15 protein-coding genes are annotated in these 16,471 nt (G+C 70.9%); 11 read left to right on the plus strand and 4 right to left on the minus strand.

Features of this window, described 5'->3' with window-relative positions; all coding sequences use genetic code 11:
- Positions 1 to 11: 11 nt before the first annotated feature.
- Positions 12 to 737, minus strand: a complete 726-nt coding sequence (locus BLW82_RS34995; protein ID WP_093508440.1) for a 3'-5' exonuclease — start codon at positions 735 to 737, stop codon at positions 12 to 14.
- Positions 738 to 906: 169 nt separating this feature from the next.
- Here BLW82_RS34995 and BLW82_RS35000 point away from each other — a divergent pair, with 169 nt between their 5' ends.
- The 3 genes from BLW82_RS35000 (at position 907) to thrS (ending at position 4,793) form a co-directional block, all read left to right on the plus strand.
- A complete protein-coding gene (locus BLW82_RS35000) occupies positions 907 to 1,473 on the plus strand; it encodes a DUF4365 domain-containing protein (RefSeq protein WP_093505297.1) in 567 nt (188 codons plus the stop codon).
- A complete protein-coding gene (locus BLW82_RS35005) occupies positions 1,470 to 2,705 on the plus strand; it encodes a hypothetical protein (RefSeq protein ID WP_093505299.1) in 1,236 nt (411 codons plus the stop codon). The genes BLW82_RS35000 and BLW82_RS35005 overlap by 4 nt, the downstream gene beginning before the upstream one ends.
- Before the next feature lie 111 nt (positions 2,706 to 2,816).
- On the plus strand, positions 2,817 to 4,793 hold the full coding sequence (thrS, locus tag BLW82_RS35010; RefSeq protein WP_093505301.1) for a threonine--tRNA ligase: 1,977 nt from the start codon (positions 2,817 to 2,819) through the stop codon (positions 4,791 to 4,793).
- Positions 4,794 to 4,820: 27 nt separating this feature from the next.
- On the opposite strand, the gene BLW82_RS35015 is transcribed toward thrS, so the two are convergent.
- On the minus strand, positions 4,821 to 5,480 hold the full coding sequence (locus BLW82_RS35015; protein WP_093505303.1) for a potassium channel family protein: 660 nt from the start codon (positions 5,478 to 5,480) through the stop codon (positions 4,821 to 4,823).
- A gap of 67 nt (positions 5,481 to 5,547) precedes the next feature.
- On the opposite strand from BLW82_RS35015, the gene BLW82_RS35020 reads away from it, so the two are divergent.
- Positions 5,548 to 6,111 carry an HIT family protein gene (locus tag BLW82_RS35020; RefSeq protein ID WP_093505304.1) on the plus strand — a complete coding sequence of 188 codons (564 nt, stop codon included), beginning with the start codon at positions 5,548 to 5,550 and terminating at the stop codon, positions 6,109 to 6,111.
- Between the two features lie 110 nt (positions 6,112 to 6,221).
- Here BLW82_RS35020 and BLW82_RS35025 read toward each other — a convergent pair whose 3' ends face one another.
- Both BLW82_RS35025 and BLW82_RS35030 read right to left on the minus strand, forming a co-directional pair.
- A complete protein-coding gene (locus BLW82_RS35025; RefSeq protein WP_093505306.1) occupies positions 6,222 to 7,865 on the minus strand; it encodes a hypothetical protein in 1,644 nt (547 codons plus the stop codon).
- 152 nt (positions 7,866 to 8,017) lie between these two features.
- Positions 8,018 to 10,216, minus strand: coding sequence for an elongation factor G-like protein EF-G2 (locus tag BLW82_RS35030; RefSeq protein ID WP_093505308.1), 2,199 nt, complete (start codon positions 10,214 to 10,216; stop codon positions 8,018 to 8,020).
- A gap of 280 nt (positions 10,217 to 10,496) precedes the next feature.
- On the opposite strand from BLW82_RS35030, the gene pgsA reads away from it, so the two are divergent.
- The 7 genes from pgsA (at position 10,497) to BLW82_RS35065 (ending at position 16,368) form a co-directional block, all read left to right on the plus strand.
- Positions 10,497 to 11,174, plus strand: coding sequence for a phosphatidylinositol phosphate synthase (gene pgsA, locus BLW82_RS35035; protein ID WP_093505310.1), 678 nt, complete (start codon positions 10,497 to 10,499; stop codon positions 11,172 to 11,174).
- A complete protein-coding gene (locus BLW82_RS35040; protein ID WP_093505312.1) occupies positions 11,171 to 12,079 on the plus strand; it encodes a phosphatidylinositol mannoside acyltransferase in 909 nt (302 codons plus the stop codon). The genes pgsA and BLW82_RS35040 overlap by 4 nt, the downstream gene beginning before the upstream one ends.
- On the plus strand, positions 12,076 to 13,257 hold the full coding sequence (locus BLW82_RS35045; protein ID WP_093505314.1) for a glycosyltransferase family 4 protein: 1,182 nt from the start codon (positions 12,076 to 12,078) through the stop codon (positions 13,255 to 13,257). The genes BLW82_RS35040 and BLW82_RS35045 overlap by 4 nt, the downstream gene beginning before the upstream one ends.
- A 138-nt stretch (positions 13,258 to 13,395) precedes the next feature.
- On the plus strand, positions 13,396 to 13,947 hold the full coding sequence (locus BLW82_RS35050; protein ID WP_093505316.1) for a LemA family protein: 552 nt from the start codon (positions 13,396 to 13,398) through the stop codon (positions 13,945 to 13,947).
- Positions 13,948 to 14,051: 104 nt separating this feature from the next.
- Positions 14,052 to 14,957: a pyridoxal 5'-phosphate synthase lyase subunit PdxS gene (gene pdxS / locus BLW82_RS35055; RefSeq protein WP_093505318.1), complete on the plus strand. Its 906-nt coding sequence runs from the start codon at positions 14,052 to 14,054 to the stop codon at positions 14,955 to 14,957.
- A gap of 3 nt (positions 14,958 to 14,960) precedes the next feature.
- On the plus strand, positions 14,961 to 15,563 hold the full coding sequence (pdxT, locus tag BLW82_RS35060; RefSeq protein WP_093505320.1) for a pyridoxal 5'-phosphate synthase glutaminase subunit PdxT: 603 nt from the start codon (positions 14,961 to 14,963) through the stop codon (positions 15,561 to 15,563).
- Positions 15,564 to 15,615: 52 nt separating this feature from the next.
- Positions 15,616 to 16,368, plus strand: a complete 753-nt coding sequence (locus BLW82_RS35065; RefSeq protein ID WP_093505322.1) for a YebC/PmpR family DNA-binding transcriptional regulator — start codon at positions 15,616 to 15,618, stop codon at positions 16,366 to 16,368.
- The last annotated feature ends 103 nt before the right edge of the window (positions 16,369 to 16,471 follow it).

A 16,471-nucleotide genomic window follows, 5' to 3' on the forward strand; every position in this document is an offset into this window, starting at 1 on the left:
CGCCCCGCCCGTCACGCCGCCGTCGGCAGTTCCGGCCGCAGCGGCCAGTCCTGGCTCACCGTCTCCGGTGTGCCGCTGCGGGTGAACCACGCCTGGAGGCCACGTGCCTGCGCCGCGTGCCAGGTCATCTGCAGGGTGTGCAGCTCGGCCGGGGTCAGGCGCTCCAGGCGGGCCGCGAAACGGCGGCCCAGCGCCCGTACGAGCTCCAGGGACGCGAGCGCGTCCGCGCCCGCGTCGTGCGCGCCCTCGAGGGTGACCTCGTAGTGCGCGCACAGGTCGGTCAGGGTCCGGCGGCCCTTGCGGTAGCGGTCCAGATGCTTGTCCAGGACCCGGGGATCGAGGACGAGCAGGGGGCTCGCCTCGAACCAGCGGTCCAGTGCGGACGCCCGGTGCCGGCGCAACTCCCGGTCCAGCAGCGTCAGATCGAACGGCGCGTTCATCACCACCAGGGGGCGGTGCATCGCCGCGTGCTCGGCCAGTTCCTCGGCTATCTCATGCATCACCGGCGCCGGCCAGCGGCCGTTGCGCTGCAGGTGTTCCTCCGTCAGCCCGTGCACCGCCGTCGCCGCTTCCGGCACCGGCACACCCGGGTTGACCAGCCAGCGGGTCACCCGGGGGCGGGTGCCCGGGGCGTCCTGGACGACGACCGCGGCCGACACGATGCGGTCGGTCTCCACGTCCACGCCCGTGGTCTCCGTGTCGAAGGCCGCCAAGGGCCCCTCGTACCAGCACGTCATGCCCATACAACTCCTCGTTCACCCACGGCAGATGACGTTCCGTCTTCTGCCCGTTTGGTGATACCCGGGCCGTTTGCGACGTACGCCGGAAGGACACAACAGGAGTGCGGGTCTTTGCAGTTCAGCGGCCCGCCACGGGGAAACTCTTTGGCTGGGAAGGCTGTTGGTCATGGCGATAGCGCAGCCCGAACGGGGCGGGCTGCTGCCCGAACGTACGGGCCCCCATCGCGGCACACTCGCGACCACCGCCTGCATGGAGACACTGCAGGTGGGCTATCTGCATGCCGTCGCGGCGGCGGCCGGCTGCTCGCTGTCGCAGCCGTTCCCGGACAACGGCATCGACTGGCACGTCAGCCACGGCTCGCCCGGTCACACCGTCGACGACGAGGTGACGATCAAGGTGCAGCTCAAGTGCACGTACCAGATCGCACCCAACCCGCCGGGACGTTTCTTCTCCTTCACGCTGGACAACGATCACCTGCGCAAGCTCGCCCGCACACCGGTGTCGGTGCACAAGATCCTGGTGGTGATGCTGGTACCGCGCTCCCAGGACGACTGGCTGCGCGCCAGCCACGACCGGCTCGATCTGCGCCACTGCTGCTACTGGGTCAACCTGGCAGGGCACCCGATCACCGGCCGGCACCGGACCACCGTGCGCGTTCCGACCTCGCGCATCTTCGACGACCGTGCGCTCTGCGAGATCATGACGCGGGTCGGGACGGGAGGCAGACCATGAGGCACCGTCCGTACGAGGAGCAGCTGCGGGAGGTCCGGCCGCATCCCGACGACCTCCACGGTCCGCACTGGAACCGTCCCCCCGAGCCCGCCGAGGTCGACCCGGCCGTGCTCGGCGCCCTGCTGCGCCGGCACGGCTGGCAGCGGCGCGGGGGAGCACCGGGGCGCTACGGCCGCTGGACCCCACCCGGACCGGGCGGCACCGGCACCAGCCTGCTGGTACCCGAGAGCCGCGCCTTCCCGGACAGTGACGACCTGCTCGGGGAGGCGCTCACGGCTCTCGTGCGCAGCGGTACTCCCGCCGCGCGCGAGGTGCTGGTCGGGCTCGCCGTACCCAGCGACGAGATCCGCTGGTGGCGGGACGTGCCGAGCGGAGCGGCGGACGCCGCGTCCTGGACGGTCGAGGAGCAGCTGCGCACCGCCGCCCGGCAGACCCTGCTGGCCGGCGCGCTCGCCACGCGCGCGCGGGCCGGCTACTACGGTGCCCGGCACAAACGCGCCGCCGCCGCGATGCTGGAGTCCGTCCTCGTCGGCTCGGCGGACGGCGGGCGCGGCCTGGCCGCCTTCGTGCCCGTCGGCACCGGCCGGCCCCTCGCCGTACGCCTCCACCAGGCCTTGTACGCCGCCCGTGAGGCCATCGACTACCAGCGGGCCACCGGCGGCATGGACGCCTTCGACAGCGCCGTCGAGGCGGGCGTGAGCCGGGAGCTGACCGACGCCCTAGTCACGCTCGTACGAGGCACGGAAGGCGCCCGCGTCTCGGTGGCCTGGGCGCCGGGCGCCGGCGTCCCCGACGACTGCGCGGCCACCCCCGAGCCCATCGAGTTCTCACCCGGCGACCTGCCCGTGCTGCGCGAGGCCGGGGCCCGCTACCTGCGCGACGAACCCTCGGTCGCGGTCCGCCTCGCCGGCACCGTCGTCCGCATGCGCCGCTCCGAGCCGCGCGGCGAGGGCGCCGTACGGCTGCGGGTGATCGCCGGGGCCGAGGTGCCCTACGTCCGGGTCACCCTCGACGAGGAGGACTACCGGATCGCCGGGCAGGCCCACCTGGTGGGTCTTCCGGTAAGGGTGCACGGGCGGCTGGAGAGCCGGGGCGGCTTCCGGCGGCTGTCCGGCGCCTTCGGGGTCGCACCGGTCCAGGTGGACGAGGCCGAGCGGGACCGGCTGATGAAGTCGCTCCAGGAGAACCTGGACTTCTTCGAGGAGGCGTGCAGCGGCGACGACTGCGACTGACCGGGGACGGCGGGTAACCGTTTAGCGGTCGACGGTGCCGGGTCGGTACGATCCGGTATGGCGCGCGCTCCTGGTACGGCGCCCGCATTCGTCTTCAGTCAGGAGAGACCGGTGTCAGACGTCCGTGTGATCATCCAACGCGATTCCGAGCGGGAAGAGCGCGTGGTGACGACGGGCACTACGGCCGCCGAGCTCTTCGCCGGCGAGCGCGCAGTCATCGCCGCCCGGGTGGCCGGTGAGCTCAAGGACCTCGCGTACGAAGTGCGGGACGGCGAGACCGTCGAGGGCGTCGAGATCTCCTCGGAGGACGGTCTCAACATCCTGCGGCACTCCACCGCGCACGTCATGGCCCAGGCCGTCCAGGAGCTCTTCCCCGAGGCCAAGCTGGGCATCGGCCCGCCGGTCAAGGACGGCTTCTACTACGACTTCGACGTCGAGAAGCCCTTCCACCCCGATGACCTCAAGGCCATCGAGAAGAAGATGCAGGAGATCCAGAAGCGCGGGCAGAAGTTCGCGCGCCGGGTCGTCACGGACGAGGAGGCCCGCGCCGAGCTGGCCGACGAGCCGTACAAGCTGGAGCTGATCGGCCTCAAGGGCTCCGCGTCCAGCGACGACGGCGCGGACGTCGAGGTCGGCGCCGGCGAGCTGACGATCTACGACAACCTGGACGCCAAGACCGGCGAGCTGTGCTGGAAGGACCTCTGCCGCGGTCCCCACCTGCCCTCCACCCGCCTGATCCCCGCGTTCAAGCTGATGCGCAACGCGGCCGCCTACTGGCGCGGCAGCGAGAAGAACCCGATGCTGCAGCGCATCTACGGCACCGCCTGGCCCTCCAAGGACGAGCTGAAGGAGTACCTCGACTTCCTCGCCGAGGCCGAGAAGCGGGACCACCGCAAGCTGGGCAACGAGCTGGACCTGTTCTCCATCCCGGAGCAGATCGGCTCCGGCCTCGCCGTCTTCCACCCCAAGGGCGGCGTGATCCGCCGGGTCATGGAGGACTACTCGCGTCGCCGGCACGAGGAGGAGGGCTACGAGTTCGTCTACACCCCGCACGCCACGAAGGGGAAGCTCTTCGAGACCTCCGGGCACCTGGACTGGTACGCCGACGGCATGTACCCGCCCATGCAGCTCGACGAGGGCGTGGACTACTACCTCAAGCCCATGAACTGCCCGATGCACAACCTGATCTTCGACGCGCGCGGCCGGTCCTACCGTGAACTGCCCCTGCGCCTCTTCGAATTCGGGACGGTGTACCGGTACGAGAAGTCGGGCGTCGTGCACGGCCTGACCCGGGCCCGCGGCTTCACCCAGGACGACGCGCACATCTACTGCACCAAGGAGCAGATGGCGGAGGAGCTCGACAAGACCCTCACCTTCGTCCTGAACCTGCTGCGCGACTACGGCCTCACCGACTTCTACCTGGAGCTGTCCACCAAGGACCCGGAGAAGTTCGTCGGCTCCGACGAGGTCTGGGAGGAGGCGACCGAGACGCTCCGCGCGGTCGCCGAGAAGCAGGGCCTCCCGCTCGTCCCCGACCCGGGCGGCGCCGCCTTCTACGGCCCGAAGATCTCCGTGCAGACCAAGGACGCCATCGGCCGCACCTGGCAGATGTCGACCGTCCAGCTCGACTTCAACCTGCCCGAGCGCTTCGACCTGGAGTACACCGCGGCCGACGGCTCCAAGCAGCGCCCGGTGATGATCCACCGCGCCCTGTTCGGCTCCATCGAGCGGTTCTTCGCGGTGCTCCTGGAGCACTACGCGGGCGCCTTCCCGGCGTGGCTGGCACCGGTCCAGGCGGTGGGCATCCCGATCGGCGACGGCCATGTCGAGTACCTGCAGAAGTTCGCCGCCCAGGCGAAGAAGCAGGGCCTGCGGGTCGAGGTGGACGCGTCCTCCGACCGCATGCAGAAGAAGATCCGCAACGCCCAGAAGCAGAAGGTGCCCTTCATGGTCATCGCGGGCGACGAGGACATGGCGGCCGGCTCGGTCTCCTTCCGCTACCGTGACGGCTCACAGGAGAACGGCATCCCGTTCGACGACGCCATCGCCAAGATCGTGAAGGTGGTCGAGGAGCGGACCCAGGTCTGATCCCTCTCCGTCGAAGGCCCTCGGAGATCAGCTCTCCGGGGGCCTTCGCTCGTCCTCGTTCAGCGCGAACCGCTGCAGCATCCAGGACGAGAACGACCCCGTGACCGTGCCCAGCAGGGCCAGACCGCAGGCCATCATCCCCGCGGCGACGAACCGCCCGAGTGTGGTCACCGGGACGTAGTCGCCGTAGCCGACCGTGGAGAGGGTCGAGCAGGTCCACCAGAGGGCGTCGCCGAAGGTGCGGATGCTGGCGTGCGGGGCCGAGCGCTCGACCTGGTAGACGGCGAGGGCGCCGGAGAAGCCCAGCAGCGAGATCGACAGCGTCGAGTAGGCCGCCACGCGTGCGTGCAACGAGAGCCGGGGCTCCCCGCGCCGCCGCTGGATCGACTCGTAGGTCCGCACCACCCGCACCGGCCGCAGCAGGGGCAGCACCAGCACGAGCGTGTCCAGCCAGTGCCGTCGGACGAACCCCGGTCCCTCGCCGCTGAGCCGCCAGCGCACCGCGTAGTCGACGGCGAACATCGCCCAGGCCGTGTACAGCAGCGCCAGGAAGAAGACGTGCGCCGCGTTCGGCAGCCGGGGCAGCAGCACGTGCACCGCGTACGAGCCGAGGAAGACCAGCGACGCGACACCGAGCACCAGGTCGGTCCTCCGGTCCCAGCGGTTCAGCCGGCTGTCGTCGTCCATCCGCCCAGCTTCGCCGCCGGGCTGTTTCCCCGGGCCCCCTCGACACGCCGCGAACGGGCGAAGCCATATGCTGCCTAGCATGACGAGTGAGCCGGAGCAGCAGATCGGAGTGGGGACGCAGGACGCGTTCCAGCGCCTGTGGACGCCCCACCGGATGGCCTACATCCAGGGTGAGAACAAGCCGACCGGCCCGGGTGCCGACGACGGCTGTCCCTTCTGCTCGATCCCGGCCAAGTCCGACGAGGACGGCCTGATCGTCCGGCGCGGCGAGCACGTCTACGCGGTGCTCAACCTCTACCCGTACAACGGCGGCCACCTGATGACGGTCCCGTACCGGCACGTCGCCGACTACACGGACCTGACCGGGCCGGAGACGGTCGAGCTGGCCGAGCTGACCAAGCAGGCGATGACCGCGCTGCGCACCGCGTCCGGCGCCCACGGCTTCAACATCGGCATGAACCAGGGCACGGTGGCGGGCGCCGGCATCGCCGCCCATCTCCACCAGCACATCGTGCCGCGCTGGGGCGGCGACACGAACTTCATGCCGGTGGTGGGCCACACCCGGGTGCTGCCCCAGCTCCTGGCGGACACCCGCAAGATGCTGGCCGAGGCCTGGCCGACGTCACCTTGAGCAGCCCGTCCGGCGGCTGAGGACGAGGCCGTCCCGAAGCGGGGGTCCGGGAGCGGCAGCCCCCAGGGGCCGGTGTCCGCACCCGCCCCTTCGGCCGAACCGCCGGAGGCTCACGCGTCGTAGGTGTCGGCCTTCTTCGGTGACGCCTCCTGGACCGACCCGCTGAGCACTCCGGCCCGTGCGTTGAACTTGTCCATGTTGACGTCGTGCTCCTTGAGCACGGTGAACGCGGCCCGGTGCACCGCCCTGAGCACCGGCGTGGCCGCGCGCAGCGCGTCGTCGGCCATGAAGCGGTGCTTCCACGGCTGGTCGGCCCAGGCGTGCCGGAGGCCGAACGGCTCGGGCAGGCCTATGGAGCCGCCGAGCCACTTCAGCAGCGGCGGATACCAGCTGACCGACGCCCGCGCCGCGAGCCGGACCACCTCGTCCGGAGTGACCAGGGGCAGCTTGATCGTGCGGGTCTCCCAGAACCGGACGGTCTTGGCGACGGTCTTGGTGGGGGCCTCGGGCTTGCTGCTGAACAGGCCGTTGACCGGGCCGAGGGCGTGTCCGGTGACCTCGATCCGCAGAGTCTCCTTCAGCACGGTCACGGTGGCCATCATCGTGATGATCAGGCCGCCGTCCCACAGGTGCGGCCACTGCACGCCCAGGTAGTGCCGCTCGCCCTTGCCGAAGTGGTTGCTGTTGCAGATCCGCTCGACGTCGGCGGGCCCCACCAGGTAGTCGGTCCCCTCGGGCCGGGAGACCTCCTTGGCGCCCTCGCCGACATGGGTGACGATCCAGTGCTTGACCTGGGGTGTCGGGAAGCCGCCGGTCTTCAGGTGCTGCCGGTGCAGCACGCTCAGCTCCTTCTCGATCTCCCGGACGACCGTCCAGGCGCGGAACTCGTGGATGCCCTTGACCGGATCGAGCGGGACAAGTTCCTCCGCGAGGTGCCAGGAGCCCCAGCGGGTGCCCATGCCGAGTATGCCCTTGGGGCCGGCGTAGAAGACCGAGTTGGACTGCTGCTCGGCGCTGAGCCGGGCCAGGGACTGGCGCAGCTGCTCGGCCGCGGCCTGGTCGGGGCTGGTCGGCACCGCCTCGGGGACCTTCGCGCCGACACTGCCCCCGGAGAGCAGGCCGTCCCAGGCCTCGCGCAGGTCCCGTGCGGTGCGCTCGCACAGCCGCTTGGCCAGGTACCAGCCGACGACGGGGAGCACGACGCAGCCGCGCGCGTACCAGCCCCAGAACCCGGCGAGGGGCATCCGGATCAGGAAGATGACGGCGAGGACCCCGACGCCCGCCAGCAGGGCGCTGCCGAGCCCGGAGACCCGCTTGTCGCCGGCCTTCAGCATGGTGGCCCGGAGCTGGAAGACGCCCAGCCAGATCAGCAGGCCGGGCAGGAAGAGCACGCCGAACAGGAACATGACGGCGCTGAGCCGGTTGTCGCGCTCCCGGCGGATGCGGTTGGCGGCGAGGCAGTGCTCGACGACCACCTGGGGCTCGCTGCCGAAGGACTGGACGAGGGGTTTGCGGTCGACGCCCAGCATGCGGTCGATGACCGCCTGGGAGTACGCCTCACCGAAGTTGGGCCGGAATATCTTGGCCCACTTGCGGCCTTCCTTGACCTCGGACTGGTGCCACTCGTTGTCGGCCTTCTTGATCTCCTCCATGGGCGTGTCCCGGTAGGCCGCCGAGGCCAGGGCGTAGGTCGGTGCCTGCGCCTCGCCGCCCGGCCTGGGCACCTGTGGCCCGAAGAAGTCCTCGAAGCTCATTCCCGCCCCCACTTGCCGCCGTCCCGCTTCTGCGGCCTTCCCGACTTCCGTACTCCGCACACCTGTTGATCAAGTAGTCAGAGTATCTCCAGCCACCGACAAGCGTCGGCGGACGGCCGAAGCCGCCCGCCGAACGCCCCTTGCGCACCTGGTCAGGAGGTGACTTTGGCCTGTTCGCGAATCCTCTCGGCGATCTGCGGCGGCATCGGCTCGTGCCGGGCGTAGGACCGGCTGAAACGCGCCGTACCGTGCGACAGTGAGCGCAGGTCGACCGCGTAGCGGCCGATCTCGAACTCCGGTACCTCGGCCTTGATCAGGGTGCGCCCGCCGCTGGTCTGCTCGGTGCCGAGCACCCGGCCGCGCCGCCCGGACAGGTCGCTCATCACCGCGCCCACGTAGTCGTCGCCGACCAGCACGGACACCTCGGCCACCGGTTCCAGGAGATGGATCTTCGCGTCCGCCGCGGCTTCCCGCAGCGCCAGCGCGCCCGCCGTCTGGAAGGCGGCGTCGGAGGAGTCCACCGAGTGCGCCTTGCCGTCGAGCAGGGTGACCCGCACGTCGACCAACTGGTAGCCGGCGGCCACCCCCTTGACGGCCTGGGCCCTGATGCCCTTCTCGACCGAGGGGATGAACTGCCGGGGCACCGCGCCGCCGACCACCTTGTCGACGAACTCGATGCCGGAGCCGCCCGGCAGGGGTTCCACCTCGATCTCGCAGATCGCGAACTGCCCGTGCCCGCCGGACTGCTTGACGTGCCGGCCGCGCCCGGCGGACTTCCCGGCGAACGTCTCCCGCAGGGACACCCTGTGGGGTACGACGTCGACCTGGACGCCGTACCTGCTGCGCAGCCGTTCGAGGGCGACGTCCGCGTGCGCCTCGCCGAGGCACCACAGCACCACCTGGTGGGTGTCCTGGTTCTGTTCGAGCCGCATGGTCGGGTCCTCGGCGACGAGGCGGGCGAGGCCCTGGGAGAGCTTGTCCTCGTCGGCCTTGCTGTGCGCCTCGATGGCGAGCGGCAGCAGCGGGTCGGGCATCTCCCACGGCTCCATGAGCAGCGGGTCGTCCCGGCCCGAGAGCGTGTCGCCGGTCTCCGCGCGGCCGAGCTTGGCCACGCACGCCAGGTCACCGGCGATGACATGGGTGACCGGGCGCTGCTGTTTGCCGAACGGCGTGGACAGCGCGCCGATCTTCTCGTCGACGTCGTGGTCCTCGTGGCCGCGGTCGGCGAGGCCGTGCCCGGAGACGTGGACGGTCTCGTCGGGGCGCAGCGTGCCGGAGAAGACCCGGACCAGGGAGACCCGGCCGACGTACGGGTCGGACGCGGTCTTCACCACCTCCGCGACCAGCGGGCCGTCGGTGTCGCACGGTTTGATGTCGCGCGGTGTGCCGTCGATGGTGGTGACCCCCGGAGTGGGGTGCTCGAACGGCGTCGGGAAGCCGCCGGTGACGAGTTCCAGCAGCTCGACCGTGCCGAGGCCCTGGCGGGCGCCGTCGGCGGCCGGTGCGGCGGCCAGGACGGGGAAGAAGGCCCCGCGTGCCACGGCCCGCTCCAGGTCCTCGATCAGCGTCTTGAGGTCGATCTGCTCGCCGCCCAGGTAGCGGTCCATGAGCGTCTCGTCCTCGCTCTCCGAGATGATCCCCTCGATCAGCCGGTTGCGGGCGTCCTCGATGTCCGGCAGCTGGTCGGGGCCCGGCTCGGACTCCTTGCGCTCCCCGGTGGAGTAGTCGAACAGCTTCTGCGTGAGCAGCCCGACCAGGCCGGTCACGGGCGCGTGCCCGTCCGGGCCCTGCGGGCCGTACAGCGGCGTGTAGAGCGGGAGCACGGCGTCGGGGTCGTCGGCGCCGAACGCCTCGGCGCACACCCGGGTCATCTCCGTGAAGTCCGCGCGGGCGGCCTCCAGGTGCGTGACGACGATCGCGCGCGGCATGCCGACGGCCGCGCACTCCTCCCACACCATCCGGGTCGAGCCGTCCACCCCGTCCGAGGCCGAGACGACGAAGAGGGCCGCGTCCGCCGCGCGCAGACCGGCCCTCAGCTCACCGACGAAGTCGGCGTATCCCGGGGTGTCCAGGATGTTGATCTTGATTCCGTTCCATTCGACCGGTACCAGCGACAGCTGTACGGAGCGCTGCTGCCGGTGCTCGATGTCGTCGTAGTCCGAGACGGTCCCGCCGTCCTCCACCCGGCCCGCCCGGTTCACCGCTCCCGCGGTGAGCGCGAGCGCCTCCACCAAGGTGGTCTTGCCCGATCCGGAGTGGCCGACCAGCACCACATTCCGTACAGACGCGGGGTGGTCGGCCGCCCTTGCCCTGCCGGCGGCTCCGGGGTGTTCCTTGACCTTGTCGCCCATGGTTTTGCCTCCCGTGCACGGTGAGGTCTCTGTGGGCGCGGGCGAGCATGGCGGGCCGCGTGCGGTGGCGGCTCCGATGGCGCCCGCGGTTATTCGAGCTTTCCACTCCCGTCACGGTGCGTCCATACGAAGGACGTGATCGCGCCCCCGGGACCCGTCCGGCCGGGCCGCCTGTCCCGTCTGCGAGTGCCCGCCCGTCGCACCCACGCGCGCGTGGCTACGATGGGCCAGCCGGGGTGGCCAGCAGGGGCCGCACGGCGCAACGACCGTCGGGAAGGCCATGCTGAACAAGTACGCGCGTGCATTCTTCACGCGTGTCCTCACACCGTTCGCCGCGTTTCTCATCCGCCGGGGCGTGAGCCCGGACACGGTCACGCTCCTCGGCACGGCCGGAGTGGTCGCGGGCGCGCTGGTCTTCTTCCCCCGGGGCGAGTTCTTCTGGGGCACGATCGTGATCACGCTGTTCGTGTTCTCGGACCTGGTGGACGGCAACATGGCCCGCCAGCTGGGCCGCACCAGCCGCTGGGGCGCCTTCCTGGACTCCACCCTGGACCGGGTCGCCGACGGCGCGATCTTCGGCGGCTTCGCCCTCTGGTACGCGGGCAACGGGAACAACGACGTCCTGTGCGCGGTCTCCATCTTCTGCCTGGCCAGCGGCCAGGTGGTGTCGTACACCAAGGCGCGCGGCGAGTCGATCGGGCTGCCGGTGGCCGTCAACGGTCTCGTGGAGCGCGCCGAGCGCCTGGTGATCTCGCTGGTGGCGGCCGGTCTGGCCGGCTTCCACAAGTTCGGCGTGCCGGGTATCCAGATCCTCCTTCCGATCGCGCTGTGGATCGTCGCCGTGGGCAGCCTGGTCACCCTCGTCCAGCGGGTCGTCACGGTCCGCCGGGAGTCCGCCGAGGCGGAGGCCGCGGCCGAGCGCGAGAAGGCCCCGCACGGGAGCGAGGCCGGGCAGTGACCACCGCCGACCGGATCACCGACGCTCTGTACGGTCTCGGCTGGAGCACCGTCAAGAAGCTCCCCGAACCGGTCGCCGTGCGCCTGGGCAACTCCATCGCGGACCTTGCCTGGAGGCAGCGCGGCAAGGGCGTCCAGCGGCTCGAGTCCAACTACGCGCGCGTGCGGCCCGACGCGAGCCCCGAGCGGCTGCGCGAGCTCTCCCGGGCGGGCATGCGCTCGTACCTGCGCTACTGGATGGAGTCCTTCCGGCTGCCGTCGTGGAGCGAGGAGCGGATCCGCGGCGGCTTCGTCCCCAAGGACGTCCACCACCTCACCGAGGGCCTCGCCTCCGGCCGGGGTGTGATCCTCGCGCTGCCGCACCTGGCCAACTGGGACCTGGCCGGCGCCTGGGTCACCACCGAACTGCGGACGCCGTTCACCACGGTCGCCGAACGTCTCAAGCCCGAGACGCTCTACGACCGCTTCGTCGCCTACCGGGAGGGCCTCGGCATGGAGGTCCTGCCGCACAGCGGCGGCTCCGCCTTCGGCACCCTGGCCCGCAGGCTGCGCGACGGCGGCCTGGTCTGCCTGGTCGCCGACCGCGACCTGTCCGCCTCCGGCATCGAGGTCGACTTCTTCGGCGACACCGCGCGGATGCCCGCCGGACCGGCCCTGCTGGCCCAGCAGACCGGCGCGATACTGCTGCCTGTGACGCTCTGGTACGACGACACCCCCGTCCTGCAGGGCCGGGTGCACGCCCCGATCGAGGTACCCGAGTCAGGTGACCGGGCCGCGAAGACGTCTGTCATGACACAGGCGCTGGCTGACGCCTTCGCCACCGGGATCGCCGACCATCCGGAGGACTGGCACATGCTCCAGCGCTTGTGGCTCGCGGACCTCGACCCCGCGAAGGGACCGTCGTGAGGATCGGCATCGTCTGCCCCTACTCCTGGGACGTCCCGGGTGGCGTCCAGTTCCACATCCGGGACCTCGCCGAGTACTTCATCCGCCTCGGCCACGACGTCTCCGTGCTCGCCCCCGCCGACGACGACACCCCGCTCCCGCCCTACGTCGTCTCGGCCGGCCGCGCGGTCCCGGTGCCCTACAACGGCTCGGTGGCCCGCCTCAACTTCGGCTTCCTGTCCGCCGCGCGGGTGCGCCGCTGGCTGCACGACGGCGCGTTCGACGTGGTCCACATCCACGAGCCGACCTCGCCGTCCCTCGGCCTGCTGACCTGCTGGGCGGCGCAGGGCCCCATGGTGGCGACCTTCCACACCTCCAACCCGCGCTCCCGCGCGATGATCGCTGCGTACTCGATCCTCCAGGCGGCCCTGGAGAAGATCAGCGCCCGGATCGCGGTCAGCGAGTACGCCCGCCGCACGCTGGTCGAGCACCTCGGCGGCGACGCCGTCGTGATCCCCAACGGCGTCGACGTCGACTTCTTCGCGAAAGCCGAGCCGCGCCCCGAGTGGCAATCAGGAGGGGCGGGAAGCCCGGGCGACACCATCGGGTTCATCGGCCGCATCGACGAGCCCCGCAAGGGCCTCCCGGTCCTGATGAGGGCCCTGCCCAAAATCCTCGCCGCCCGCCCGGGGGCCCGGCTCCTGGTGGCCGGCCGGGGCGACGAGGAGGCCGCGGTCGAGTCCCTTCCCGCCGAGCTGCGCTCCCGCGTCGAGTTCCTCGGCATGATCAGCGACACGGACAAGGCCCGCTTCCTGCGCAGCCTCGACCTGTACATCGCGCCCAACACCGGCGGCGAGAGCTTCGGGATAATCCTGGTCGAAGCCCTGTCCGCGGGCGCTCCCGTCCTCGCCTCCGACCTCGACGCCTTCGCGCAGGTCCTGGACCAGGGGGCGGCGGGTGAGCTCTTCGCCAACGAGGACGCGGACGCGCTGGCCGAGGCGGCGGTACGGCTCCTGGCGGACCCGGAGCGCCGGGCCGCGCTGCGCGAGCGCGGCAGCGCGCACGTGCGGCGCTTCGACTGGTCCACCGTGGGCGCGGACATCCTGTCCGTCTACGAGACGGTCACGGCGGGCGCGGCGGCGGTGGCGGCGGACGAGCGGTCGGGGCTGCGGGCGCGCTTCGGGCTGGCGCGGGACTAGGCGCACGCGCCGGAAGGGCCGCGACGTGGTCCGCGGCGTCCGCCGTCTTACCGGTGCGGGGCCGTCCTGGCTGGTCGCGCAGCTCCCCGCGCCCTTCGGGGGCGCGCCTTCGCGAGCGTCTCCTATAGCGTTCCGCCCGTGAGCGCTTCCCTCGTCTGGACCCTCTGGATTCTTGCCGCCCTCGTGGTGATCGGCCTCTACCTGAGCTGGACCGCCGGCCGGCTCGACCGGCTGCACGCGCGCATCGACGCGGCGCGGGCCGCGCTCGACGCGCAGTTGCTGCGGCGGGCCTCGGTGGCCCAGGAACTGGCGACCTCGGGGGTGCTTGATCCTGCCTCCTCGATCGTGCTGTACGAGGCGGCGCACGCCGCCCGGCAGGCCGAGGAGGAGCAGCGGGAGGTCGCGGAGAGCGAGCTGAGCCAGGCTCTGCGGGCCGTCTTCGAGCACCCGCAGCAGGTCGAGGAGGTCCGGGTGGCTCCCGGCGGCGACGCCGCCGCGAGCGAGCTGGCCGAGGCCGTACGCCGAGTGCCGATGGCCCGCCGCTTCCACAACGACGCCGTCGGCGCGGCGCGGCGGCTGCGCGAACACCGCAAGGTCCGCTGGTTCCGGCTGGCCGGGCACGCCCCCTTCCCGCTGGCCTTCGAGATGGACGACGAACCGCCTGCCGCGCTGGTCGAGCGCGCGGCCTGACCGGAAAACGATCCACCGCCTTCCCATTGGCCCTTGCTGTGGACTGGTCCACTCGCGTTTCCTCGGTATCTGCAGAAACCCTCTTTCAGCGAGTGAGGTCACCCGTGTCCACCAGTGAGAACCAGACCCCCGAGACCGGCACCGCCCGTGTGAAGCGCGGCATGGCCGAGCAGCTCAAGGGCGGCGTGATCATGGACGTCGTCACGCCGGAGCAGGCGAAGATCGCCGAGGACGCGGGCGCCGTCGCCGTCATGGCCCTGGAGCGGGTCCCGGCCGACATCCGCAAGGACGGCGGGGTGGCCCGGATGTCCGACCCGGACATGATCGAGGGCATCATCGAGGCCGTCTCCATCCCGGTCATGGCCAAGTCCCGGATCGGCCACTTCGTCGAGGCCCAGGTCCTGCAGTCGCTCGGCGTCGACTACATCGACGAGTCCGAGGTCCTCACCCCGGCCGACGAGGTCAACCACTCCGACAAGTGGGCCTTCACCACGCCCTTCGTCTGCGGCGCCACCAACCTCGGCGAGGCCCTGCGCCGCATCGCCGAGGGCGCGGCCATGATCCGCTCCAAGGGCGAGGCCGGCACCGGCAACGTCGTCGAGGCCGTCCGGCACCTGCGCCAGATCAAGGGCGAGATCGCCAAGCTGCGCGGCTGCGACAACAACGAGCTGTACGCCGCAGCCAAGGAGCTGCGCGCCCCCTACGAGCTGGTCAAGGAGGTCGCCGAGCTCGGCAAGCTGCCGGTCGTGCTGTTCTCCGCCGGTGGCGTCGCCACCCCGGCCGACGCGGCCCTGATGCGTCAGCTCGGCGCCGAGGGCGTCTTCGTCGGCTCGGGCATCTTCAAGTCCGGCGACCCGGCCAAGCGCGCCGCCGCCATCGTCAAGGCGACCACCTTCTACGACGACCCGAAGATCATCGCGGACGCGTCCCGCAACCTCGGCGAGGCCATGGTCGGCATCAACTGCGACACCCTGCCCGAGACCGAGCGCTACGCCAACCGCGGCTGGTAACCCATGAACACTCCTGTCATAGGCGTCCTGGCCCTCCAGGGCGACGTACGGGAGCACCTCATCGCCCTGGCCGCGGCGGACGCCGTGGCCAGGCCGGTCCGGCGCCCCGAGGAACTCGCCGAGGTGGACGGCCTCGTCATCCCCGGCGGCGAGTCCACCACCATCTCCAAGCTGGCCGTCCTGTTCGGCGTGATGGAGCCCCTCCGCGCGCGCGTGCGCGGCGGAATGCCCGTCTACGGCACCTGCGCGGGCATGATCATGCTCGCCGACAAGATCCTCGACCCGCGCTCGGGCCAGGAGACCATCGGCGGCATCGACATGATCGTGCGCCGCAACGCCTTCGGGCGGCAGAACGAGTCGTTCGAGGCGGCGGTCGACGTCCGCGGGATCGGCGGCGATCCTGTAGAGGGGGTGTTCATCCGCGCCCCCTGGGTCGAGTCCGTCGGTGCGGAGACCGAGGTGCTGGCCGAGCACGAGGGCCACATCGTCGCGGTCCGCCAGGGCAACGCGCTCGCCACGTCGTTCCACCCGGAACTCACCGGCGACCACCGCGTGCACTCCCTGTTCGTCGACATGGTGCACGCGGACCGGGCGGCGGAGTCCTAGTAGGATCTCTGGCGTTCGTTGTTTGGATGGGTTACGCGAAGGAGACAGGCAGATGTCCGGCCACTCTAAATGGGCTACGACGAAGCACAAGAAGGCCGTGATCGATGCCAAGCGCGGCAAGCTCTTCGCGAAGTTGATCAAGAACATCGAGGTCGCGGCCCGGATGGGCGGCGTCGACATCGACGGCAACCCGACCCTCTACGACGCCATCCAGAAGGCGAAGAAGCAGTCGGTCCCGAACAAGAACATCGACTCCGCGGTCAAGCGCGGTGGCGGCCTCGAGGCCGGCGGCGCCGACTACGAGACGATCATGTACGAGGGCTACGGCCCGAACGGCGTCGCGGTGCTCATCGAGTGCCTCACCGACAACCGCAACCGCGCCGCCTCCGACGTCCGCGTCGCCATGACCCGCAACGGCGGCTCGATGGCCGACCCGGGCTCGGTGTCGTACCTCTTCAACCGCAAGGGCGTCGTGATCGTCCCCAAGGGCGAGCTGTCCGAGGACGACGTCCTGGGTGCCGTCCTGGACGCGGGTGCCGAGGAGGTCAACGACCTGGGCGAGTCCTTCGAGGTGCTCAGCGAGGCCACCGACCTGGTCGCGGTCCGCACCGCCCTCCAGGACAACGGCATCGACTACGACTCCGCCGAGGCCAACTTCGTCCCGACCATGCAGGTCGAGCTGGACGAGGAGGGCGCCAAGAAGATCTTCAAGCTGATCGACGCCCTGGAGGACAGCGACGACGTCCAGAACGTCTTCGCCAACTTCGACGTCAGCGACGAGGTCATGGAGAAGGTCGACGCGTAGCGCCGCCGCGGGCTGAGCCGACCGAGCGGGCCGACGGGACACACCCGTCGGCCCGTCGTCATGTCGGCCGTTGTCGGTGGCACCCGCTAGCCTGCACAAACAG

The organism is Streptomyces sp. Ag109_O5-10, from assembly GCF_900105755.1.
In the GTDB taxonomy this organism is placed as follows: Bacteria; Actinomycetota; Actinomycetes; order Streptomycetales; family Streptomycetaceae; genus Streptomyces.